Source organism: Acidobacteriota bacterium, from assembly GCA_016716905.1.
GTDB lineage: Bacteria > Acidobacteriota > Vicinamibacteria > Vicinamibacterales > SCN-69-37 > SYFT01.
Genome location: JADJUS010000004.1, coordinates 1048088 through 1069710 on the forward strand (window position 1 = coordinate 1048088; position 21623 = coordinate 1069710).

The window sequence follows — 21623 nt, forward strand, 5'->3', positions numbered from 1 at the left end:
GTAGCGCGGCGTGCACCTCAACGCCGCGAGACGTGGCGGCCTTGAGACCCAGGCCGCCCTACGAGGAGCGGGGCGCGTATTTCGTAGCGCGGCGTGCACCTCAACGCCGCGAGACGTGGCGGCCTTGAGACCCAGGCCGCCCTACGAGGAGTGTGACGCGCATTTCGTAGCGCGGCGTGCACCTCAACGCCGCGGGACGTGGCGGCTCAGTTGACACCCGCCTCCGCGTACTGCTACAAGATGTAGCATTACAGCGATGAACACTCGAACCCAGCCTCGTCCCCTTGGCAACGTGGAGCAGCGCGTGATGGACCACGTGTGGTCGAACGGCCCCGTGACGGCCGATGCGTGCCGGCAGGCGCTGGCCTCGGTGTGGCCCATGAAGGAGTCCACCGTCCGCACCGTCCTGCGCCGGCTTGAGGCCAAGGGCTACGTGACGCACACCACCGAGGGGCGGACATACGTCTATCGCGCGGCCGAACGACCGGCGTCGGTGGCCACACGGGCGGTGCAGCATCTCATCGATCGATTCTGGGGCGGCTCGGCCGAGGCATTGGTGGCCGGGCTTGTGGATCACGCGGTGCTCAGTCCCAAACAGCTTGAACGCCTCACGCGTCGTATCTCCGAGGCGAAGGCGCAGCCGGGGGAGAAGAAGCGATGACGTTCACGACGTTCGCGGCGGAGTACGCGCTCAGGCTGATCGCTCTTGTCGCGGTCGTCGGCATCGGCCTGGCAGTGGTCCGGCCCGCATTGGCGCGCACGAGACTCTACGTCTGGACCCTGGTGCTTTCTGTCGCCTGGCTCATGCCGCTCGCCGTAGCCTTCATGCCCGAGGTCACGATTCCCTTGCTCGCGGCGTTTTCAGCTCCCGAGTTTGTCGTGACCGGGGCCGACAACCCGCTCGACGAGGTGACGACGCTCGGCACATCACTCTCCACCGCGCCATCGTCGTGGACCGTCGAGCAACTCGTCAGGCTCGGCGGCGTCGTGTACCTGCTCGGCGTGGCCTTCCTTCTGTTGCGCATGGCATGGGGTTGGCGGTTGACCCATCGATTGATCAGCAGTGCCCGTGACGTACCCGATGCCGATCTGCGGAACCGAGTGAGTCAGTTGGGCCCCGAGCTGGGAATTCCCGTCGCGCCGCGAGTCTTGGAAAGTGAACTCGTGCGTGTGCCGTTTGCGTGCGGCATCTGGCGTCCGCGTCTGGTTTTGCCCGCAGCGTGGCGAACCTGGGATGAAGCGACCCTGAACGCGGTCCTCGTGCATGAGCTTGCCCACATCGCGCGCCGCGATGTGACGACGATGAGGGCGGCGGCGCTGTATCGCGCGCTCACGTGGGTGAATCCGGCAAGTTGGTGGCTGCGGCGGCGGCTTGAATCGTTGGCCGAGGCGGCGAGTGACGAAGCCGTGCTCGCCACTGGGGCCGATCGTGCGACCTACGCGGAGATGTTGCTCGGGTTCATGGCAACTGGGCCGAGGGCAACAGGGCGTGCCGCGTGGCATCTGGCGATGGCACGGCCGGGCGCCGCCGACGCCGAACGGCGAATTGCGCAAGTGCTTGAATGGAGAGGCGGGGGACACATGGGACTGACGTTCAGAAAGAAGTGCGCGATTGCGGCGGTCGTGGTTGTGGCCGGCCTTCCGACGATGGTGCTGACGGCAGGGCAGAAAGGTACGCCGGTTGAGATCTCGGCGCCCGACATCACACCGGCCTCGGAGCAACAGCAACAGCAGCCGCGGCAGCAGCAGTCCGCTGCGCCGGGACGGGGAGAGGTCAGTTTTGACTTCATGATGCCGGTCGCTGGCGCTCCTGTCTCGATAGTCGGTATGACGATGTCGGTGGAGCCCGGCGAGTTCGTTCGAGTGAAGGTGCAGAACAGCGGGGCCAGACCCATTCGTCGCGTGACCTTGCAGGCGCGCGTCGCCTCGGTCGAGGAGCCAACGGCAAAGCCCAGGGTCTTCAACAGCGCGCCCCTGCCGACGTTGATTGCTCCCGGCGACACTGTCGAACTCAACAGTGGGCTGCTGGACACCAGAAGTGCATCAAGGTTGGCGACCGGTGGGCCCGTGCGCGCCACTTTCAGTGTCCTGCACGTTGAGTTCACAGACGGCGAAGTGTGGCCGCCGGTCCGAGATCCGGTCGTGACGCCGCGCACAGACGACGAGGCCGCTCAACAGCCGTATGAAATCGACTCGCCAGGAGTGGTGGCGCCGAGGCTGGTGCGCCAGTCCCATCCGAAGTACACACCTGAAGGCCTGCGCGCCAAGATCGAAGGGGTCGTGGAGTTGCGCGTCGTGGTGGGGGCTGATGGGACCGTCAGGGACGCCCAGGTTACCAGGTCGCTCGACACGGCCCATGGCCTGGACCAACAGGCCATCGCCGCCGCTCGCGAATGGGTGTTTTCGCCCGCCACGCTCAACGGCAAGGCCGTGCCGATGACGGTCGTGCTCCAGATGGAGTTCCGGGTGCACTAAACTGGACGCATGCATCGCATGCTCCTGGTCGTCGTCATTGGCGTGGGGCTCGTTCTCACGCAGGGGGCGCTCGGGGCGTCCACGTTTCTATCCGCTGAGTTTCGAGAGGTTGTGTCCGAAGCGGCCACGGTTGTCCGCGGCCGTGTGACAGATGTTCGCGCCATGCGAACGGCGGCCGGCGAAGTCGAGTCGGTCGTGACCATCGGTGTGGACGCCGTCTTGAAAGGCTCAGCCGACGCGTTTGTCTCGATGCGCATTCCCGGCGGCGTCATCGGCCGCTACCGCACCGTGATGACCGCTGCGCCAGTCATGCGCGTGGGCCAGCAAGCGGTGTTTTTCCTCAAGCGTGCGTCGGGTAACGCCTACTGGCCGGTCGGGCTCTCCCAGGGCATCTACCGGGTGACGATGTCGACTACGGGCGCACCCACAGTCGCTTCGCCTGTGTTGGCCGGCTCCACCACCAACACCACGGGTGTCGTCGTGAGGGGTGACCCCCGACGCAAGGCGCTGCCTCTTGGCGAATTCGAATCGCTCGTGCGGTTTGTGGTCGCCGGAGGTGCACGTTGAGCCGCCGCCTCACCGGAGTGCTCCTTCTCTGTGCGTTGAGTGTCACGGCAGTCGCCACCACTCAGGCGTACCTGAAACTTGGTGTGCTGACTCCCAGCGGCGTGGTCGGCATCCGCTGGACACGTCCCATTCAATATTTCGTCACTAACCGTGACGTGGACGGCGTCACGGCTCCCCAATTGCAGGCGACCGTCGCGCGTGTCTTTGGCACCTGGGGCTCCGTGCCTGGGGTGGCGCTGACGCATAGCTTCACGGGCTTTACCGTGTCGGAGCCGTTTGTGGCTGACGGCATCAACGTGGTCGGCTTTCGCGCACGACCAGACCTTGAGCGCACGCTCGCGGCGGCCACGTTCGAGATCGATGAGCAAACCGGCCAGATCATCGAGTCGGACATTTTTTTCAACACCGCATTTGCGTGGTCCGTCTCTGCCGGTGGACAGGCCCCGCGATACGACCTGGAGTCTGTCGGGCTGCATGAGGTAGGACACCTGCTGGGACTCGGTCATTCAGGCCTGGGTGAGACCGAGATTCGTCCGGAGGGCGGCCGGCGCGTTCTGGGCAAACGCGCGGTGATGTTTCCCATCGCGTTTCCGCCAGGAAATGTCGAGGACCGCACGCTGGAGGCCGACGACCGCGCGGGCATCGGTGACATCTATTCGAGCGGAGCCGTGTCGGCGGGCCTGGGGTCGATCGGGGGCCGGGTCACGCTCGGTGGCGTAGGCTTCTTCGGCGCGCACGTGACCGCGCTGAACACCAGGACCGGTGACCTTGTCGGTGGCTTTACGCTCAACAACAACGGCGACTTCGCCATCGGTCACCTGGCGCCGGGCGTGTACGTCGTGCGAGCCGAACCACTCGACGACGCGGATCTTACGAGCTACTTTGACGAGGAGACGACGGTGAATATCAATTTCAAGCCGGCGTACTATTCGTCGCTGGTGGCCGTGCCCCGCGGTGGGTCGGGACCGAGGATTGAGATCAAAGTGGTGTCGAAGTGAGGGCGTTCGTCGGAGCGGTCCTCTTGTCAGCCGGCCTGGTCACTCCGGCCGCGGCGCAGACGCCTCGATGGGAGTTCGGGATCGGAGCCCTGTTGACCGGCCGCGAATCGGCGGGCACCACGAACGCCAGTCTTCTCAGCCCTGGCGGTGACACCGTCACGCTGTTCCGCACCACCAACCGCATCACGTCGGGCCTGGGCGTGGAGAGCCAGTTGTCGTGGCGGTTGCGTGAACGGCTGCGGGCAGAGATCGCCTTTGGGTGGGTGAGGGCCGACCTGGAGAGCCGAGTATCCGGAGACTTCGAAGACGTGGTCGACGTGTCGCTGACGCAGGGCCTGCAGCAGTTTCGTGGTGAAGTGGCTGTGGCGTACCGGCTGTTGCAGCGTGGGCGGTGGTCGGCGTTTGTGCGGGGAGGGGCCGGGGGCTTTCGGGAGATCACCACCGACAAGGCTCTGGTGGGCAACGGCACGAGCGCGAGCCTGGGCGGCGTGGCGCATTTTCTGGTGCGGCAGGCCCCTTCGGGATTGTTCGGGCGCATCGCGCTGCGGTTCGAGGCGCGTGCGGTTGTGCGCCAGGGCGGGGTGAAGTTTGGCAATGACGGCGCGCGTGTATCGCCGGCGTTCGTCGCAGGTTTAGTTATTGGTCGCTAGTTGATAGTCGTAGAAGGACGCATACATCATGTCGCTCGATTCGTTTCACACTCGTCAAACGCTCACTGTTGGTGAGGACTCCGTTGATTTCTTCAGTCTTCCTGCGCTTGAGGCGGCTGGGTTTCCAGGCGTATCGCGCCTCCCGTTTTCACTGAAGATCCTCCTTGAGAATCTGTTGCGCCGCGAAGATAACGGCTTCGTCAAGGCCGACGACATCCGGGCGCTCGCGGCATGGGACCTGAAGGCGCCATCCGAGAAGGAAATTTCCTTCATGCCGGCGCGGGTCCTCCTCCAGGACTTTACCGGCGTGCCGTGTGTGGTGGATCTGGCGGCCATGCGCGACGGCGTCGTAGCGCTGGGCGGCAGACCGGAGCAGGTCAATCCACTGCAGCCGGTGGAACTGGTCATCGACCATTCAGTGCAGGTGGATCACTTCGGCCGGGCTGACGCATTGCAATTGAACTCGGAGCTCGAGTACCAGCGCAATCGCGAGCGCTACATTTTCCTTCGCTGGGGACAGGATGCGCTCCGGAATTTCCGCGTGGTGCCGCCCGAGACCGGCATCGTCCATCAGGTGAACATCGAATACCTGGCGCGGGTCGTGTGCCGCGACACCCAGGGTGGCCGGTCACTGGCGTATCCCGACACGGTGTTTGGTACCGATTCCCACACCACGATGGTGAACGGACTTGGCGTCGTGGGATGGGGCGTGGGAGGTATTGAAGCCGAGGCGGCCATGTTGGGCCAGCCAAGTTCCATGCTCATCCCTCCGGTCATCGGGTGCTACCTCACCGGTGAACTTCGTGAGGGCATGACGGCCACCGACCTGGTGCTCACGATCACGGAAGCACTTCGCAAGAAGAAGGTGGTGGGCACCTTCGTGGAGTTCTACGGGCCGGGCCTCAAGCACCTGACCATTGCCGACCGCGCCACGCTGGGCAACATGTGTCCCGAGTATGGCGCCACCGTCGCGATCTTCCCCATCGACGACATGACCCTGGATTACCTCCGCTTTACAGCCCGCGATCCGGAACAGGTGAAGCTCGTGGAGGCGTATGCACGCGCCCAGGGCCTGTTCCGGACCGACACGATGCCGGACGCGATCTACAGCGACACGCTCGAAGTGAACCTGTCGACGGTGGTACCAAGCCTGGCAGGACCGCGGCGACCCCAGGACCGCGTCTCGCTGTCTGCGGCGCCTGAATCGTTCGCGGCCGTGCTTGACGACCTGAAGAAGGGCGTGAAGGCCGTGCCTGCGATGCCCGGCGCTTCGGTCGCAACGGTCACGCAGCTTGAGCACGGGTCGGTGGTGATTGCGGCCATCACCAGTTGCACCAACACATCGAATCCGAGCGTGATGATTGCCGCCGGGTTGCTCGCGAAGAAGGCCGTGGAGCGTGGCCTCAAGAGCCAGCCGTGGGTGAAGACAAGCCTGGCGCCCGGCTCCAAAGTGGTGAGCGATTATCTGGAGCGTGCCAATCTGCAGGCGCCACTCGATGCCCTCGGCTTCAACGTCGTCGGCTATGGATGTACGACCTGCATCGGCAACAGCGGCCCGCTGCCCGAAGAGGTGGCGGACGAAATCCGGGAACAGGGTCTCGTGGTCTGCTCGGTGTTATCGGGCAACCGCAACTTCGAGGGTCGCATTCAGCAGGATGTGCGGGCCAACTATCTGGCATCCCCTCCACTCGTGGTGGCCTATGCCATTGCCGGAACGATGAACCTGAATGTGACGACCGATCCGCTCGGGCTTGGGTCGGATGGCGCGCCGGTCTACCTCAAGGACATCTGGCCCACGCAGGCGGAAATTCAGCAGACGATGCTGTCGTCGCTGTCGGCCGAGATGTTCCGCGAGCAGTACAGCAAGGTCTTTGAGGGCGATGTGCGATGGAGGACGTTGCCGGTGCCGACCGGTGACCGGTTTGCGTGGGATGCCGATTCCACGTATATCAGGCGCCCACCCTTCCTCGAGAACCTCACGTTGGAGCCGGCAGCGCCGGTCGAGATTACCGGCGCCCGGGTGCTGGCGCTTCTAGGCGACAGCATCACCACCGATCACATCTCACCAGCGGGATCGATCAAGAAGGACACGCCGGCTGGCGCCTACCTCATCGCACAGGGCGTGGAGCCGCGTGATTTCAACTCGTACGGCGCGCGACGCGGCAATCACGAGGTCATGATGCGCGGCACGTTTGCCAATGTGCGGTTGCGCAACCAGCTGGCGCCAGGCACTGAGGGAGGCTGGACGACCTGCCTCATCGGCGACACACCGGCGGTGATGTCCATTTTTGAGGCGTCCGAGAAGTATCGCGCGGCCGACGTACCGCTCGTCGTGCTCGCGGGCAAGGAATACGGATCGGGATCATCGCGCGACTGGGCGGCGAAGGGCACGATGCTGCTCGGCGTGAAGGCGGTCATCGCCGAAAGTTATGAACGGATTCACCGCAGCAATCTGGTCAACATGGGTGTGCTGCCGCTCGAGTTCCGCAATGGGGATTCGGCGGCCTCGCTGCGCTTGTCCGGGCAGGAAGTCTTCACGCTGATTGGCTCGGGTGCCACCATGTTGCCCCGCGGCACCCTGGTGGTGCGCGCCACCGAACTCGACGGCGCCGTGACCGAATTTCTCGTGACCGTGCGGGTGGATACGCCGGAAGAGCTCGTGGCCTTCAGGCACGGAGGCATTCTTCCGTACGTGCTGCGTCGCCTGGCACGTACGAAATGAGCCAATGGGCGTTGCCGGCGCTGACATAAAGGCCCGGGCCGCAGAGATGGGGTTTGACCTCTGCGGCATTGCACGCGCCGACCGGCATCCGAAGCTGGCGCGATTGGCGGAGTGGATCACGCAGGGGCGGGCGGGTGAGATGCAATACCTCGCCGAGTCGCTCGACGAACGTCGCGACGTGCGTCAGGCCCTGACGACCGCACGGTCCGTCATCTCGGTCGCGGTTCTGTACAACACCGATCAGCCGTATTCCACGGAACAGCTGGGCCATGGCAGCGTCTCAATCGCGCGATATGCCTGGGGTGACGACTATCACGTGGTGGTCCGCACCAGGATTCGGCAGTTGTTAGTGTGGCTCGCCGAGCACGCAGGTCCCGGACTCGAAGCGTTCTCGTGCGTAGACGATGGCCCCGTGCAGGAGCGGGTGTATGCCGAGGCTGCGGGTCTTGGGTGGATCGGCAAGAACACGTGCCTGATCAATCCGTCGCTCGGGTCGTGGCTCTTCCTGGGAGAAATCGTCACCAACCTCGACCTGGAGCCCGACACCCCTGGCGTGGATCAGTGCGGCACCTGCACGAAGTGCCTCGACGCCTGCCCAACCGGCGCCATCGTCGCCCCCTATGACCTTGATGCCACACGCTGCCTGTCGTACCTGACGATTGAAGTGCGTGGAGCGGTGGATGAGGCGCTCCGTCCCGCGATGAAGGAACAGGTGTACGGCTGCGACATCTGCCAGGACGTGTGCCCGTGGAATCGTCGCGCCGGCGTCTCCGCCGACCCCGCGTGGCAACCCCGGGATGTATTCAAGTCCCCGCGCCTGATCGACCTCTGCCGGATGTCAGACGATGCGTGGGTTGCGGCGTTGAAGGGTAGCGCGATGAAGCGCGCCGGCCTGCACCGCATCCGCCGGTCACTCGCGTATGCCGCCTCGGGACTCCCGCCGATCGATCGTGGTCAGGCTCTTGCCGCACTAGGCGAGCACCCGAGTGCGAGCGCGGCAGTAGTGTCGGAAGCCATAGAGTGGGCGACCATTCGCCCATAGACATTTACCCATTCGATCATTTGGCCATTGCAGACATTTCGCCATTTCGGTCATTTGTGCCATTTCGCCATTACGCGCGTAAGATCCGTGTATGTCCTTAGCGCCAACGCTCCTGATCTCCATGCCCCAGCTGACCGACCCGAATTTTGCGCGGACGGTGGTGCTGCTGTGTGAGCACAGTTCCGAGGGCGCGCTCGGTCTTGTTGTGAACCGGCCGTCGGACATCAAGGCGGCCGAGGCGGTCCAGATGGAGCCGCCGGTGCAGAGTCCAAATGATCTGCCACTGCTCATCGGCGGTCCCGTTGAACCGGGCCGCGGCTGGATTCTCACGACGAAAGAACCCTCGGTGGAGCACAAGTCGCTTGGCAGCAGCCTGTACCTGACCGCATCGCCGTCTTTGCTGCGCGAGGCCCTTGAGTCGAGGCCTGCACCACGGCGGACGCTCGTCCTCGCGGGATACGCCGGATGGGACGCCGGCCAACTGGATGAGGAACTGTCGAACTCCGCGTGGCTCATCGCGCCACTCGAACTCGATCTGATCTTCGAGATCCCTCCCGCCGTGTCGTGGGAGATGGCCATTCGCCGCCTGGGCGCCGACCCGCACCTGCTCCAGATGGGGCATGGGGTTCATTAACTTAGGAACTGGCGGAACTGGCGGAACTGGCGGAACTGGCGGAATTGGCGGAATTGGCGGAATTGGGGAATTGGGTGACGTGGTTGAAGTGAATCCGCAGTTCCGGCAGTTCAGACACTTCCGCCAGTTCCTAATTGTCGCCGTTGTCGCAGCCGCCGCTCCCGTGATCGCGCAGGCGCCCACGCCGGTGGCCGCGGTACTGGTCACGTATCACGTGGAGCCCCTGGTTGCGGGGGAGTTGCCGAAGCGGTTTTCGCCGAGTCAGCTCGCTGTCCTCGAGAAGATCAATCGGCGGGATATTGAACACCTCGCCCGATTAACGGAGTTGATCGTTCCTGATACGTGGCCTGACGAAGAGCTGGCCTACAGTCCGTTGCCGGCTGTGTGGCCGTGGGCCGAGATGCACCCGAAGGCCATCGTCGTGCATCAGCCGGCGCAGGTGTTTGGCGCGTATGAGTACGGCCGACTGGTGCGTTGGGGGCCCGTCAGTACCGGCCGCAAGGAAACCGCCACTCCCGCCGGCTCCTACAACCTCACATGGAAGTCAAAGAGCCGCAGGAGTACCGACAATGATGCGTGGCTGCTGAAGTGGTACTTCAATTTCATCAACAGTCGCGGCGTCTCGTTTCACGAATTCGACCTGCCCGGCCACCCCGCCAGCCATGCCTGCGTGCGGCTGCTCACGCGCGACGCCATGTGGCTGTACGAATGGGGCGAGCAGTGGGTGCTCTCGCCCGACCGCCGCACGGTGACGACGCCAGGGACGCCGATAGTCGTGCAGGGCGAGGTGGACTTCTCCAACCCCTCGCCCTGGACGTCGATTGACTGGTGGAATCGGCATCTGACGCTATTCACTGGCGGAACTGGCGGAACTGGCGGAACTGGCGGAACTGGCGGAACTGCCGGAACTGGCGGTGGTCACTTGGAGAAGTAACGCCGGCGGGTTGTGGCTCGGGCGTGGCCGAAGATATTACGAAGTTGCGTGGCCTCGTTGAGCAGCGCGGCGATGCCGCCCGCTGCGGCCGGGTCGTCGGCACAGTCTCGCAGTAGCGTCAACCAGTGCGCCGATTCGTCGGCCTCTTCGTGAACGATGTGCAGCTTTGCTGCGAACTCCCTGGTTGAACGGGCCCGGCTCATGGCTCGGTGATTCGCCGCGATGCTGCATGCCGACCGCGTGAGCTGCCTGAGCAGATCCTGAAGGTCGTGCTTATTCCTCAAGGTACGACCAAGGCGAATCGCCGCGATCGCGAACGCCCGGGTGCGCTCCTCCAATTCTCTGACAGTCGCGTCGTCCACCCATTGGGCACTCGCAAAGCCCGTTCCGCGTCACCGAGCTGGGCAAACTGCACATTCCGAGAAGACCCTTGCAGAAACTGCGCGGGGGCACCCCCTTGACATCGCAGTTTCCGCAACACAATCAGAGCCAGTTCCGCCAGTTCCGCCAGTTCCGCCAGTTCCGCCAGTTCCGCCAGTTCCGCCAGTTCCGCCAGTTCCGCCAGTTCCGCCAGTTCCGCCAGTTCCGCCAGTTCCGCCAGTTCCGCCAGTTCCGCCAGTTCCGCCAGTTCCGCCAGTTCCGCCAGTTCCGCCAGTTCCGCCAGTTCCGCCTAGCGGCCCTTCACCGGCTCCAGCTTCAGGCGCGCAGCTTCCGCATTAAACGCCGCGAGGTCTTTCGTGAGGATGCGATCGAGATTGTCGGTCAGCACCTTTAATTCAGCACTGAGCGCTGCCAGGATTGGAGCCGCATTTCCGATCGGCTTGCCATCGCCGCTGTTGACCATCGACCCCAACGATGCCAGCCGGTTGTTCACCTTGATGGGGAAGTTGAGCGGGTCCTGGCCGGCCTGGTTCTTCACCTGGTAAATCTCGCCTTCCACTTCGCTCAGGCCGGAGACCAGAGCGTCGGCCGCCGCCTTCAGTTTCGGATCGGGTGACTTCGTCAAGCGGTCCGCCACGTCCGCCTTGACCCGGCGGATATCGATGACCGCCTGATTGGCCTCACTGGTCTTGTCGCGAATACGAATGGCCAGGTCGAACTGCTCCTGCAGATCCGCATCGGTTTCGTCGATGTGGAGGGGATGCCGCTTGACCAGGAACGGCTGCGTTTGCGTCACGCCATTCACGGTCATCCGCACCTGATACGCACCCGGCGCCGCTGCGGGCCCCTGCACCCCGCCGCCCCAGAGAATCATCCCCGGGAAGCTGGTGGCTGGCGGATACCGCAGATCCCACGTCACGCTCTGTATGCCTTGCGCCATCGGTGCGTTGACCGCACCACCGCCGCCGCGACCGCCGCCGCGGCCTGCCGCTGGCGCGGCAGCGGCCGCTCCGCCTGCGGCGCCTGCAAACGTCCGCACCACCGCACCGGTCTTATCGAGCACCTCAAGCGTGAGGCTCGTGACCGGACCATTGACCCAGTACTTGATCTGCGCGCCGTTCGTGGATCGGATGGCATCCTCGGGTGCAAACAGATAGGCCGGAGAGGCGGACGGCACGGCTGGACTGAACTGACGAATCGGCGCGATGTCATCCAGGACATAGAACCCGCGCCCGTGTGTGGAGATCACCAGATCGCGAGCCTCCACGATCAAGTCCGACACCGGCAGGCTCGGCAGGTTCAGCGAGAGCGACTGCCATGTGGCGCCATCGTCATAGGACAGGTAGACGCCCTTGAACGTGGCCGCATAGAGCAGGCCTTTGCGTTTTGGATCCTCGCGGACGGCGTTGACATACTCGGAATCCGTGATGCCGTTGACGATCTTCGTCCACGTGCGGCCGAAGTCATGCGTGCGGAAAATGTACGGCTTGAAGTCGTCGAGCAGGGGCCGCTTCACTGCGGCGTAGGCCGTGCCAGGTGCGAATGACGAGGCGTCGATGAGGCTGACGCGGCCAAAGTCCGGCATGTCCTTCGGGGTGACGTTTGTCCAGGTCTTGCCGCCATCACGTGTGACATGAATCAACCCGTCGTCTGATCCGGCCCAGAGAATGTTCGCGTCCGTCTTGCCGGGTGCCAGGGTAAACACCGTGGCATAGACCTCGGGACCGTTCATGTCTCCGGTAATCGGACCGCCAGAGTGTCCCATCGTCTTGGGATCGTGGCGCGTCAGGTCCTCGCTGATGCGGTCCCACTTCTGGCCATTGTTCGTGGTGCGCCAGACGTGCTGCGTCGCCGTGTAGAGGACACGCGTATCCACCGGCGAAAAGATGATCGGGAACGTCCACTGGATGCGTTCCACCAGCGCGCTGGATGGTTCACCAGAGAACATGCGCGGATAGGGGTGCACCTCGCGCTGCTGGCCTGTGCGTCGATTCGTGTACTGAAGCCAGCTGCCGTTCACCGCGCCGGCAAAAAACGCGTCGGGGTCCTTGGGATCCGGGGCGATGTACCCCGGTTCAAAGCCGCCGGGGTTGTACGTCGTATCCACCGGCGCGCCGCCCGCACGGCCACCACGCCCGCCTCCGCCTCCAGCCTCATTGGGCAGGCAGACGGTATTGCCGTCCTGCTGTGCGCCGCAGACGTGATACGGAAAGTGTTTTGTGGTGACCACGTGGTAATACTGCGGCGTCGGATAGTCACGCGCGGTGAAAGGGTTGCCACCCGTGTAGGTCACCGCGCCACCGCTGTCGCTTGCGTGCAGGATGTGTTTCGGATCGGCGGGATCGATCCAGAGGTCGTGCGAGTCACCGCCCGCAAAACTCGTCATCGTCTTGCCGCCGTCGGTGGACTTGAACGTGCCGACGTTCAGCAGATAGACGGTATTGGCATCGGCCACATCGGCCGTGACGTGTGTGTAATAGAACGCGCGCTGGCGGATGTTGCGGCTGCTGTTGACGAGCGTCCACGAGGCACCCGCGTCGCTCGAACTGAACAGGCCGCCGTTGGCGTTTTCAACGAGGGCGTAGATGCGGTTGGAATCCGCGCCGGACACCGACACGCCAACGCGGCCGATCAGCCCAGTGGGCATGCCCGGTGCGCGCGTGATTTCCGTCCAGGTCTCGCCGCCATCGATGGACTTGAACAGGCCGCTGCCGGGGCCGCCACTCGACATCGTGTACTCGAGCCGGAAGGCCTCCCACATCGCGGCGAAGATGACATTCGGATTCTTCGGATCCATCGAGAGGTCGATGGCCGCCGTCTTGTTGTCGCGGAAGAGCGTGCGCTTCCACGTCTTGCCGCCATCCGTGCTCTTGTAGACGCCGCGTTCTTCGTTCGGCCCCCCATGGTGACCAAAGGCCGCTACGTAAACGATGTCAGGGTTCTTCGGGTGGATACGAATCTTGGAGATGTTCCTCGCGTCGCGGAAGCCGATGTGCGTCCAAGTCTTGCCGGCATCGGTGGACTTGTAGACGCCGTCGCCCGACATGATGTTGCCGCGGATGCACGTCTCGCCCATGCCGAGATAGACGATGTCGGGATTCGACTCCGACACGGCCACGGCACCGACGGACGAGGTGCCCACCTGGCCGTCGGTCACCGGAGCCCAGGTCTCACCGCGGTCGGTGGTCTTCCATAAGCCACCTCCCACCGCACCAAAGTAGCCTTCGTTCGGCCGGCCTACCACACCGGACACGGCCAGTGATCGCCCGCCACGATCAGGTCCGATGCCTCGCCACTGAAACAGGTTCAGATATGGGGGAAGGCCGGACGCAGCCTGCGCGGCCATCACTCGCGCCGCTCCACCGACCGAAACCGGCAGCGACCACACACCAGCCAGGACCAACGCCAGCGTGACACCGGCAACAACAGAATGGGGACGACGGATAACCAGAGCCATGTGCTCCTCCAACAGAGAAGCATAGCGGAAAACGTGTGAAACCGATCTACGATTGGCGGCTCATGGGACTCCCTCCGGGAACGCGCATCGGTAGCTACGAAGTGGTCGGCCCCCTGGGCGCCGGGGGCATGGGTGAGGTGTATCGCGCGCGCGATGCGCGGCTGGGCCGCGACGCCGCGATCAAGATTCTGCCCGAGGCGTTCCTCACTGACGCCGACCGGGTGGCGCGCTTCGAACGCGAGGCCCGCACGCTCGCCTCGTTGAATCATCCGAACATCGCCGGCATTTACGGAATTGAAGGCAGCGCCATCGTCATGGAACTCGTGGAGGGTGAGGACCTCTCTGAGTTGCTCGCGCGCGGCCCGGTGCCGCTGGTTGACGCGCTGAAGACCGCGCGCCAGATTGCGAGTGCTCTCGAAGCTGCGCACGAACAGGGCATCGTGCATCGCGACCTGAAACCGGCCAACGTGAAAGTGCGGCCGGACGGAACGGTCAAGGTGCTCGACTTCGGATTGGCCCGCCCGGGCGGCTCAGGTGACGCCTCCGGTTCAATCGCAAATTCGCCGACGATGACGAGTCCGGCCACGGCCTTTGGGATGATCATCGGCACGGCGGCGTACATGAGCCCGGAGCAGGCGCGCGGGAAAGCCGTCGACAGGCGAGCCGACGTGTGGGCCTTCGGCGTCGTCCTCTACGAAATGTTGTCGGGCCGTCGCGCGTATCCCGGCAGCGAGGTGTCGGATGTGCTGGCGTCGGTACTGAAAGACACCTTGCCGCTCGACGGAGTGCCCCCTGAGACACCGGCGGCGATTCGCCGATTGCTGCGGCGATGCCTGGAGAAGGACCGTGCCGATCGCCTGGACTCCATGGCCACGGCGAGACTTGAAATCGCCGACGCGATGGCGCCGGGCAGCGATGATGCGCCGGCAGCGACTGCCGCCGTTGCGCCGAACCGGTCGCGCACGATGCTGATCGCGGCTGTCGCCGTGATCGCCGCGTCCGCCCTTACCGGATTTGTCGTCTGGCGCGTACGGACGCCTGCGCCGGCACAGCCGATCGCTTTCGCCCTGGCGCCGCCGCTAGGGGAAGTGTTGCAGGTCAACGTCAACCAACCCGCTCTGGCGATCTCGAATGACGGCCGTCGGATTGTGTACGCCATTGGGGTCGTCGGAAAAACGCTCGTGGTCAGGTCGCTTGACCAGTTCGCCGACCTGCCGCTCACGAACCTCGGGACCCAGCCACGGTCGCCGTTTTTTTCCCCCGATGACCAGTGGCTGGGATACTTTGCGGCGTCCAGCAGCGGCGGGGGCGCCCGCCTGATGAAAGTGGCGCCGACGGGCGGGGCGCCGCTCGAGATCGCGACAGTCCAGGGCAATCTTCGCGGCGCCTCGTGGGGCCGCGACAACACCATCGTGTTCGCAAGCACGGCCTGGGAGAGTGGTCTGCTGCGGGTGTCTGCCGAGGGCGGGGACCCGGAGGTACTGACAAAACCAGATACAGCGGCCGGCGAGGTCGATCACCAGTGGCCGGCGATGATGCCGGATGGCAGGCACGTGGTGTTCACCGTCTCCCGAGTTTCAACGCAAGGGGCCCTCGAGCTTCAGCGAGACATCGCCGTCCTGGACCTGGCCACCCGCAACGTGCGTGTGATCAAGCAGGGTGCGTCCTACCCGCGACTGGCCGCGACAACTCACCTGCTCTTCGTGACCGACCGTGGGGTGTTCGCCGCACCATTCGATCCGGTCGCTTGCGAGTTTCGCGGCGAGGCTGTGCGAGTGATTGAGGACACGGTCGTCAAGCCCTCGTCAGGAGGCGCCGACGTTGAGGTGTCGAACGCCGGGGTGCTGACGTACATCGCCGGAGGATCGGTCACAGTGAGGTCGCTCGCCTGGATTGATCAGCACGGCGTCGAGACGCCGATGTCCGCGCCTGAGCGTGGATACCAGGACTTCAAGTTGTCGCCCGACGGCACTCGCGCTGTCGTGACCCTGACTGACGGTGGGGAGTCGAGCATCCATGTGTACGACTTGACGCGCGGAACGCTCAGCCGCCTCACGCCGCCCGACGAGTTCGGCTCGGCGCCTGTGTGGAGCAGCGATAGCCGCTTCGTCTATTACCGTAGCTATTCCCGAGGGGGCCGCGGCTTCGGGCTGTCCCGCGTCTCGGCCGCAGGCGGGGGTTCGCCCGAGCTGATACTGGTCGAGAAGGACAATGTCACCTTGACCCCGACAGGCGCGACGCCTGACGGACGATCGCTGCTTTTACGGACCAACGCCGGCGTAAGAACCGAGGTTCAGATCCTGAATCTCGACGGGACACCGTCACCGAAACGCCTGGTCGCTGATCCAGACGGGTCGGAGGACGGGCGGGTCTCTCCAGACGGCCGTTGGCTCGCCTACACGGTGAGGGTCGGGTCCGGTGGGGGGGGCCAGGTGTTCCTGCGCCCGTTCCCCAACGTGACTGACAGCCGCGTGCAAGTATCCATCAACGGGGGCGCCCGGCCCGTATGGGCCGCCAACAGTCGCACGATCTTCTACTCCGGCACCCGCGAGAGCGGCGGCATCTGGAGGGTCGATCTTGCCGCCAACGGCCAACTTGGGAAGCCGGTGCTGATGCTGGCCCCTGACACCGACGTTAGCCAGGTGATCGACATCGCCACAGGTGGCGACCGGTTCGTCAGGATTCGGCCCGTCATTGACAAGACGAAGACCAACGAGCTGCGCGTGGTGCTCAACTGGTTCGAGTTCCTGAAACAGAAGATGGCCGGCGGGAAGTAGCGCGGCTCCCATCGTGATGACTGGCAGCCGCCTGTGCCGATGACCACCCTGATCACACTTGCGCTCGGGCTGATGCTCGTCAGCCCGCAGTCTGCCGCAACTGGTGCGCTGAAGGTGGGGCAGCCCCATCAAGGAGGCATCATCGGCTACATCTTTGCGCCTGGAGACCCCGGTTACGTCGAGGGGGTTACCCACGGGTTGATCGTCGCGCCGAGCGATCAAGCCACGGCCGTTCCCTGGTACAACGGACGCTATGTAGTGACGGGCGCCACGGGTACGGCCCTGGGCACCGGCAAGGCCAACACAGCAGCCATTGTGGCCGTGCAGGGCCCGGGGAACTATGCGGCCAGACTGTGTGCCGATCTGGAGATCGGCGGATACAGGGACTGGTACCTGCCAAGCAAAGATGAACTGGACCGCATCTACGACAACAAGCGCGCGATCACCGGGTTTGCCGAGCAGCGCTACTGGACGTCCAGCGAGGCGGACGTGAACAATGCCTGGCCCCAGAACTTCGCCAATGGTTTTCAGTACACTCTCTACGACAAGTTCTATGAGATTCGCGTGCGTGCCGTCCGGACCTTCTAACCGCCTCGCCTGGGGCGTTGCGCTCGGCTGCGCCATCCTCCTGATGCCGGCTGCCGGCCAGACGACCCAGGTCCAGCCAGAGACGGCCCCCGGCATCCAGCCGCCTTCCCGGGTCGAGGTGATTGCCCCGAAGCGAAAGGACTCCTTCAACGATCGCGGGACGTGCCCCGAGAAGAAGCAGGGCGGCAACCCCCGGCTGGTCTCTGGTTATCTGGTCTTCGACGGCGCGACGGACGGTAACCGCCAGGTCGATCCGCAACTGGCCGTCGGCGGCGGCTACGTGCTCACGGGGACCAACACCGGGCTCATCATCTACACAAAGCAGGGTGAGTTCGTGCAGGGTGCCTCGCAGGCCTGCTTCAACGGCGGGATCGATCCCAAGATGTTCTACGATCCCCACAACAAGGTCTTCGGTTTCGACCTCTGGTACTACTGGGACAAGCCGCAGGTAAAGCCCATTAACCTGTCCATCTCGGAGACCAGCGATCCGCGCGGTGCCTGGAATACCTATCCCATTCCGTCGCCCAACGAAGTGGACGGCGGGGGGATTGGATTCAGCCGGAAGTGGATTGGCTACACGTTCCCTGGCGGTGACGAGAACACCCTGGTTGTCCGCACCGCCGAGGCGAAGGCGGGAAAACCGGCGACGGTCTTCCACTTCAAAGGGAGTCTCGGCCAGCCCGTGTTCTCACAGGACCCGGTTGACGACCTCTACTTCTTCAGGATCGAGCGAGGCGACTTCGTGATCAGCCGGATCACCGAGGGCCAGGACGGCACGCCGGTCATCATGCCGGCGGCGCGGAAGGCGCACAACCTGACGAATATCTCCTCCCCGCCTCAGGCCCCGCAGAAGGGCACGGCGGTGAAGACGGCGTCTGGCGATCGCAACCCGAAGAATGTTGTGCTCCAGGGCGGGTTCCTCTGGTTCTCACAGACGATCAATGACGAGGGCCGCGCGGCGGTCCAATGGCACCAGCTCACGCTCGACGGGACCATCGTCCAGACAGGCCTCATCCGGGGCAGCACGACGAACTACATCCAGACCTCGATTGCGGTGAACAAGAGTCACGACGTGCTGATCGGCTTTCAGGAAACCCATGCGGACATGTTCATCAGCCCGCGCCTGGCCTATCGGTTCGCCGACGATCCGCGGGGCACCGTCCGCGACATCGTCCGGCTCGGCGAAGGCCTTGGCGCCACCGACGGCACTTCCTGGGGCGACTATAGCGGCAGCGTCGTCGACGGCGACAACCTTGAGGACCTCTGGACGATCCAGAGCATCACGAGCGTGCAGGGCAAGGGGTTGACCGTGATCGCCCGGCTGCCCTACCGAAACGCCCGTACGAACCGTTCGCGCGCGCCTACTTCGTAATGACCGACTGAAGGAACTGCAGGGCGCGCGGGTCTCGCGACTGGCCCAAGCCGTTCATCGCCTCGCGCCGCACGCTTGTGGCGGTGGGCGTGAGCGGGGTCGAGCGGGCAAATTCGATGAGCGTTGCCACAGCACTTGGGTCGCGGTGCAGTGTGATGGCCCTCACGGCCGCGCTCGCGATTCGGCTCTTCACGTCCACCTCCATCGTTTCGTCAACGGCACGAGCCTTCAGCCACGCCACGCTGTCGGCACCAGAGACGCCCGTCAGCCAGTGAAGTGACAGGCCGCCGGCGTCCACCGGGCAATCATCCGTCAGCGCGCGCATGCGTTCGATGCGTTTCTCCACCAATCGCACGAAGATCGTCACCTGCGTGCCCGCCTCAAGGCGCACAGGCCCGGTGGGCGCGGGGAACTGGGGAGGGGTGGGCGGCGCGTCGGTGGCCTGCGGCTCGATGCGACAGCCGCGGACCCCGCTCGACATGGCGTCATCGGAGTAGAAGCAGCACAAATTCCGCTCTCCGTCCGACATGGGCACCTGCCAGGCCACCCACTGCGGCGTGGTGGCCTGTGCGGCGAGCGCGGCCACGTCGCGCGACAGCGACGTGACCGCCTGCGTTTTCACCTGGGCGTTTTGAATCTGGGGCGTCTGCGCCGCAACGACGGCAGCAACCACGACCAGTGAGCCCGTCATCAACATTTTGTGCATTAGTGACTCCTGGACTCCTGGACTCCTGGACTCCTGGACCCCGGGCCGGGGGGCGCCCCGGGGGCGCGGGGGGGGGGGCGGGCAAGCCCTGGACTATTTGATGATTTCCAGCATGTAGTCCATGGCCGCCTTGTTGCGGCTCATGGTCGAGAGCTTGGACACGATGTCGCGTTTGAGCGTCATGTTCGTTTCCTTGCGTGCGATCGTGACCAGCGCCTCGCCGTTGTTCTGACTCATCAGGGCCGAGACAATGGTCTTCTTGTTTTCCACGTCCTCTTCGCGGCTGTAAAGGTCCGCGAGGATGGCGCCCGACTTGTCAGCGCGCATGCTGCCGAGGCTGCGAAGGGCGCGTCGGCGCAGTTCCACATCACGTTCACCCCGGGCGACTTCGCTGAGACGGTCGGCGGCGCCAAGCGAGCCCAGGCGCGAGAGGATGCTCATCTTCAGGTCGCGGTTCTGTTCCTTCTGGTAGACCGTCCACAGGTCCTGCGCGGCGCCGGCGTTGGTCATCTGGCCGACCGCCGACTGACGCAGGTCAATCACGCCTGGGCCGCTGGCCACCTCCATCAGCGCCACCATGTTTCCAGACTGTCCCCACGCCTGAAGCACGGCCTTCTTGATCTCGACGTCCTGGGTCGTGTCGTAGATCTCACGCAACTCGGCGCTGGTGGCGCCGCGTTTGCCGCCGGTGGCGACATAGCGGATCGCGTACTTCTGCAGGTCGGGGTTGGCGCCGCCCTTGGCAATGTCCATGAGGATCTGGCGTGCCCGGGGCTGCGAACTCTGTGCGAGCACGAAGATCGCCCGCTGTTTCAGCTGCAGGGAGTTGGCGCCAGTCAGCACGCCCTCGATCAGCGGAAGCGCGCGCTCGGGATCCGAGTGCTGCAGGGCGTTCAGCGCCAGCATCTTCAACTCTTCATCGGCGGCTTGTTCGGGGCGTTCGGCCTGGCCAGCCGACTGGCGCACGGCCGCTTCAAGCACACCGGCATCCTTCAGATAGGCGCTCTTCGCGTGGTCCTTCTTGAGCGTTGACAGCGCCGCCGTGGCATCGCTGCTGCGGCCGAGCCGATACAGCGCGTAGGCCTTGTGGTACAGCGCGGCATCGGTCCTGGCCGCCTTCTGTGTGATGACCTGGTCGAATCGCCCGATGGCGCGTTCGTAGTCGCGGCGCAGCAAGAGACTGATGCCCGAGTCGTAGGCACTGCCCCCGGCTGTGGTCAACGACCACGCCTCCTGCATCTCGAAGTTGCGCGCCATGTCCATGTCGAACCGCATGCCGTCGAGGCTGAGCCGATGTTCGTCGAGCGACAGACGCTGCTGATCAAACGCTGTGCGGGCGTGAGCCAGGGCGTCCTGGGCGATGAGCATCTCGTCGCCCAACAAGCCGGCCATGGGTGGCAGCGGCGCAATGGCCGGCGCCGTTGGCGGGGCAGGGGGGGCAGCCGGCACCGGAGGCACGGGCGGCCTGGCCACCTGCGCAAATCCGGACGCCGGAATCACCAACACCGCAGCAATCATCAGTAGTCGTTTCATAGGTCTCCCTCAGTAGCAGTCACAATGGTTTTCTGGCGTTCGCGCACTTCGTCGGTCACGACACGCACCTTGAAGATCAAGTCGTCCTGTTCAATTCGAGCGCGCAGGGCGTCCAGGTCCGCCCGTTTCAGTTCACCGGGTGCACGGGCAATTTCCACCAGCACACCCTCGAGGTCTTCCAACATGGCCGCCAGTTGCGCGTTGCCGGTGTGCGTGGCGGTCTGGCGATACAGCCGGCTGGACCAGAGCAGGTCGTCGGCGGTGCCACGTTCAAAGCCCGGCCGGAGCACCTCATCGGCCGGCGCATTCATCACTTCCACCAGCAGCAGCTCGCTTCGTTCGAGGTGGTCATCCATGGCCACAAGCAACGCGCGCTCGGGCTGGCTGGTGGCCGCTTCGGCCGTGGTCGGCGCCGTGGACTCTCCGCCTGGGCCGGGCCAGTTGCGGTTCGCGATGAGCAGCGCCACCACGATTGCGGCCATCGCCCCGGCGGGGATCCAGCGGCGCACCAGGTACCACGGGGTGTACGGGACGACGAGGTCGTCGAGTTCGCGCTGGACGCGTGCCCACATCACCCGTTCGAAGTCGGCGGGCGGCTCGGGAACAGCCGCGGCATCCACGGCACGGAGCGTGATCCGGATTTCCTGCCAGAGCGGCTGGCACACGGCGCACGCGTCCACATGAGCGGTGAGCGCCTTCTCTTCGGCCGGCTCGGTGTCGCCGTAAAACAGCAGAACGAGGTCGTCTTCGCTCGGGTGGTCCTGGTGTGTGTCGTGTGTCATGTCGT

18 protein-coding genes are annotated in these 21623 nt (G+C 64.6%); 13 read left to right on the forward strand and 5 right to left on the reverse strand.

All coding sequences use genetic code 11. The annotated features are described in order from the left end of the window. Nucleotides 1-256 precede the first annotated feature (256 nt). From IPL75_08675 to IPL75_08715, 9 genes are all read left to right on the forward strand, one after another. Nucleotides 257-661: a BlaI/MecI/CopY family transcriptional regulator gene (locus tag IPL75_08675; GenBank protein MBK9240332.1), complete on the forward strand. Its 405-nt coding sequence runs from the start codon at nucleotides 257-259 to the stop codon at nucleotides 659-661. Further along, a complete protein-coding gene (locus IPL75_08680) occupies nucleotides 658-2475 on the forward strand; it encodes a M56 family metallopeptidase (GenBank protein MBK9240333.1) in 1818 nt (605 codons plus the stop codon). The genes IPL75_08675 and IPL75_08680 overlap by 4 nt, the downstream gene beginning before the upstream one ends. A gap of 9 nt (nucleotides 2476-2484) precedes the next feature. Beyond that, nucleotides 2485-3042, forward strand: coding sequence for a hypothetical protein (locus IPL75_08685; protein MBK9240334.1), 558 nt, complete (start codon nucleotides 2485-2487; stop codon nucleotides 3040-3042). Beyond that, a complete protein-coding gene (locus IPL75_08690; GenBank protein MBK9240335.1) occupies nucleotides 3039-4040 on the forward strand; it encodes a carboxypeptidase regulatory-like domain-containing protein in 1002 nt (333 codons plus the stop codon). Before IPL75_08685 ends, IPL75_08690 begins: the two co-directional genes overlap by 4 nt. Next, on the forward strand, nucleotides 4037-4690 hold the full coding sequence (locus IPL75_08695) for a hypothetical protein (protein MBK9240336.1): 654 nt from the start codon (nucleotides 4037-4039) through the stop codon (nucleotides 4688-4690). Before IPL75_08690 ends, IPL75_08695 begins: the two co-directional genes overlap by 4 nt. A 28-nt stretch (nucleotides 4691-4718) precedes the next feature. Then, the gene (gene acnA / locus IPL75_08700; protein MBK9240337.1) at nucleotides 4719-7412 is read left to right on the forward strand and encodes an aconitate hydratase AcnA; all 2694 of its coding nucleotides are present in this window, start codon (nucleotides 4719-4721) and stop codon (nucleotides 7410-7412) included. A 4-nt stretch (nucleotides 7413-7416) separates the two neighbouring features. Further along, complete coding sequence (queG, locus tag IPL75_08705; GenBank protein ID MBK9240338.1) at nucleotides 7417-8454, forward strand: tRNA epoxyqueuosine(34) reductase QueG; 1038 nt, start codon at nucleotides 7417-7419, stop codon at nucleotides 8452-8454. Nucleotides 8455-8545: 91 nt separating this feature from the next. Beyond that, nucleotides 8546-9088 (forward strand): YqgE/AlgH family protein, encoded by a 543-nt coding sequence (locus IPL75_08710; protein MBK9240339.1) that lies wholly within the window; start codon nucleotides 8546-8548, stop codon nucleotides 9086-9088. A gap of 79 nt (nucleotides 9089-9167) precedes the next feature. Beyond that, on the forward strand, nucleotides 9168-10022 hold the full coding sequence (locus IPL75_08715) for a L,D-transpeptidase (GenBank protein MBK9240340.1): 855 nt from the start codon (nucleotides 9168-9170) through the stop codon (nucleotides 10020-10022). Here the strand turns inward: IPL75_08715 and IPL75_08720 are convergent. Continuing rightward, on the reverse strand, nucleotides 10007-10384 hold the full coding sequence (locus IPL75_08720; protein ID MBK9240341.1) for a four helix bundle protein: 378 nt from the start codon (nucleotides 10382-10384) through the stop codon (nucleotides 10007-10009). The two genes, IPL75_08715 and IPL75_08720, sit on opposite strands and share 16 nt — an antisense overlap. A 68-nt stretch (nucleotides 10385-10452) precedes the next feature. Here IPL75_08720 and IPL75_08725 point away from each other — a divergent pair, with 68 nt between their 5' ends. After that, nucleotides 10453-10797: a hypothetical protein gene (locus IPL75_08725; GenBank protein MBK9240342.1), complete on the forward strand. Its 345-nt coding sequence runs from the start codon at nucleotides 10453-10455 to the stop codon at nucleotides 10795-10797. Here IPL75_08725 and IPL75_08730 read toward each other — a convergent pair. Then, nucleotides 10693-13860: a glycosyl hydrolase gene (locus IPL75_08730; GenBank protein ID MBK9240343.1), complete on the reverse strand. Its 3168-nt coding sequence runs from the start codon at nucleotides 13858-13860 to the stop codon at nucleotides 10693-10695. The two genes, IPL75_08725 and IPL75_08730, sit on opposite strands and share 105 nt — an antisense overlap. A gap of 62 nt (nucleotides 13861-13922) precedes the next feature. Between IPL75_08730 and IPL75_08735 the strand changes: the two genes are divergently transcribed. Genes IPL75_08735 through IPL75_08745 form a run of 3 tightly spaced genes read left to right on the forward strand, consistent with a single transcriptional unit; the run spans nucleotide 13923 to nucleotide 18597 of the window. After that, the gene (locus IPL75_08735) at nucleotides 13923-16637 is read left to right on the forward strand and encodes a protein kinase (GenBank protein ID MBK9240344.1); all 2715 of its coding nucleotides are present in this window, start codon (nucleotides 13923-13925) and stop codon (nucleotides 16635-16637) included. A gap of 39 nt (nucleotides 16638-16676) precedes the next feature. Further along, the gene (locus IPL75_08740) at nucleotides 16677-17225 is read left to right on the forward strand and encodes a DUF1566 domain-containing protein (GenBank protein MBK9240345.1); all 549 of its coding nucleotides are present in this window, start codon (nucleotides 16677-16679) and stop codon (nucleotides 17223-17225) included. Continuing rightward, a complete protein-coding gene (locus tag IPL75_08745) occupies nucleotides 17206-18597 on the forward strand; it encodes a hypothetical protein (GenBank protein MBK9240346.1) in 1392 nt (463 codons plus the stop codon). Before IPL75_08740 ends, IPL75_08745 begins: the two co-directional genes overlap by 20 nt. Here IPL75_08745 and IPL75_08750 read toward each other — a convergent pair. The 3 genes from IPL75_08750 to IPL75_08760 form a co-directional block, all read right to left on the reverse strand. Continuing rightward, complete coding sequence (locus tag IPL75_08750) at nucleotides 18587-19303, reverse strand: HEAT repeat domain-containing protein (GenBank protein ID MBK9240347.1); 717 nt, start codon at nucleotides 19301-19303, stop codon at nucleotides 18587-18589. The genes IPL75_08745 and IPL75_08750 overlap by 11 nt on opposite strands. 93 nt (nucleotides 19304-19396) lie before the next feature. After that, the gene (locus IPL75_08755) at nucleotides 19397-20836 is read right to left on the reverse strand and encodes a hypothetical protein (protein ID MBK9240348.1); all 1440 of its coding nucleotides are present in this window, start codon (nucleotides 20834-20836) and stop codon (nucleotides 19397-19399) included. Next, complete coding sequence (locus IPL75_08760) at nucleotides 20833-21618, reverse strand: hypothetical protein (protein ID MBK9240349.1); 786 nt, start codon at nucleotides 21616-21618, stop codon at nucleotides 20833-20835. The genes IPL75_08755 and IPL75_08760 overlap by 4 nt, the downstream gene beginning before the upstream one ends. Between the last annotated feature and the right edge of the window lie 5 nt (nucleotides 21619-21623).

Bases quoted from the DNA above. Each gene is read 5' to 3' on its own strand.
- queG (MBK9240338.1), top strand. From the start codon at position 7,417: ATGGGCGTTGCCGGCGCTGACATAAAGGCCCGGGCCGCAGAGATGGGG.
- IPL75_08680 (MBK9240333.1), top strand. From the start codon at position 658: ATGACGTTCACGACGTTCGCGGCGGAGTACGCGCTCAGGCTGATCGCT.
- IPL75_08735 (MBK9240344.1), top strand. From the start codon at position 13,923: ATGGGACTCCCTCCGGGAACGCGCATCGGTAGCTACGAAGTGGTCGGC.
- acnA (MBK9240337.1), top strand. From the start codon at position 4,719: ATGTCGCTCGATTCGTTTCACACTCGTCAAACGCTCACTGTTGGTGAG.
- IPL75_08760 (MBK9240349.1), bottom strand. From the start codon at position 21,618: ATGACACACGACACACACCAGGACCACCCGAGCGAAGACGACCTCGTT.
- IPL75_08730 (MBK9240343.1), bottom strand. From the start codon at position 13,860: ATGGCTCTGGTTATCCGTCGTCCCCATTCTGTTGTTGCCGGTGTCACG.
- IPL75_08685 (MBK9240334.1), top strand. From the start codon at position 2,485: ATGCATCGCATGCTCCTGGTCGTCGTCATTGGCGTGGGGCTCGTTCTC.
- IPL75_08755 (MBK9240348.1), bottom strand. From the start codon at position 20,836: ATGAAACGACTACTGATGATTGCTGCGGTGTTGGTGATTCCGGCGTCC.
- IPL75_08740 (MBK9240345.1), top strand. From the start codon at position 16,677: ATGACCACCCTGATCACACTTGCGCTCGGGCTGATGCTCGTCAGCCCG.
- IPL75_08675 (MBK9240332.1), top strand. From the start codon at position 257: ATGAACACTCGAACCCAGCCTCGTCCCCTTGGCAACGTGGAGCAGCGC.
- IPL75_08750 (MBK9240347.1), bottom strand. From the start codon at position 19,303: ATGCACAAAATGTTGATGACGGGCTCACTGGTCGTGGTTGCTGCCGTC.
- IPL75_08710 (MBK9240339.1), top strand. From the start codon at position 8,546: ATGTCCTTAGCGCCAACGCTCCTGATCTCCATGCCCCAGCTGACCGAC.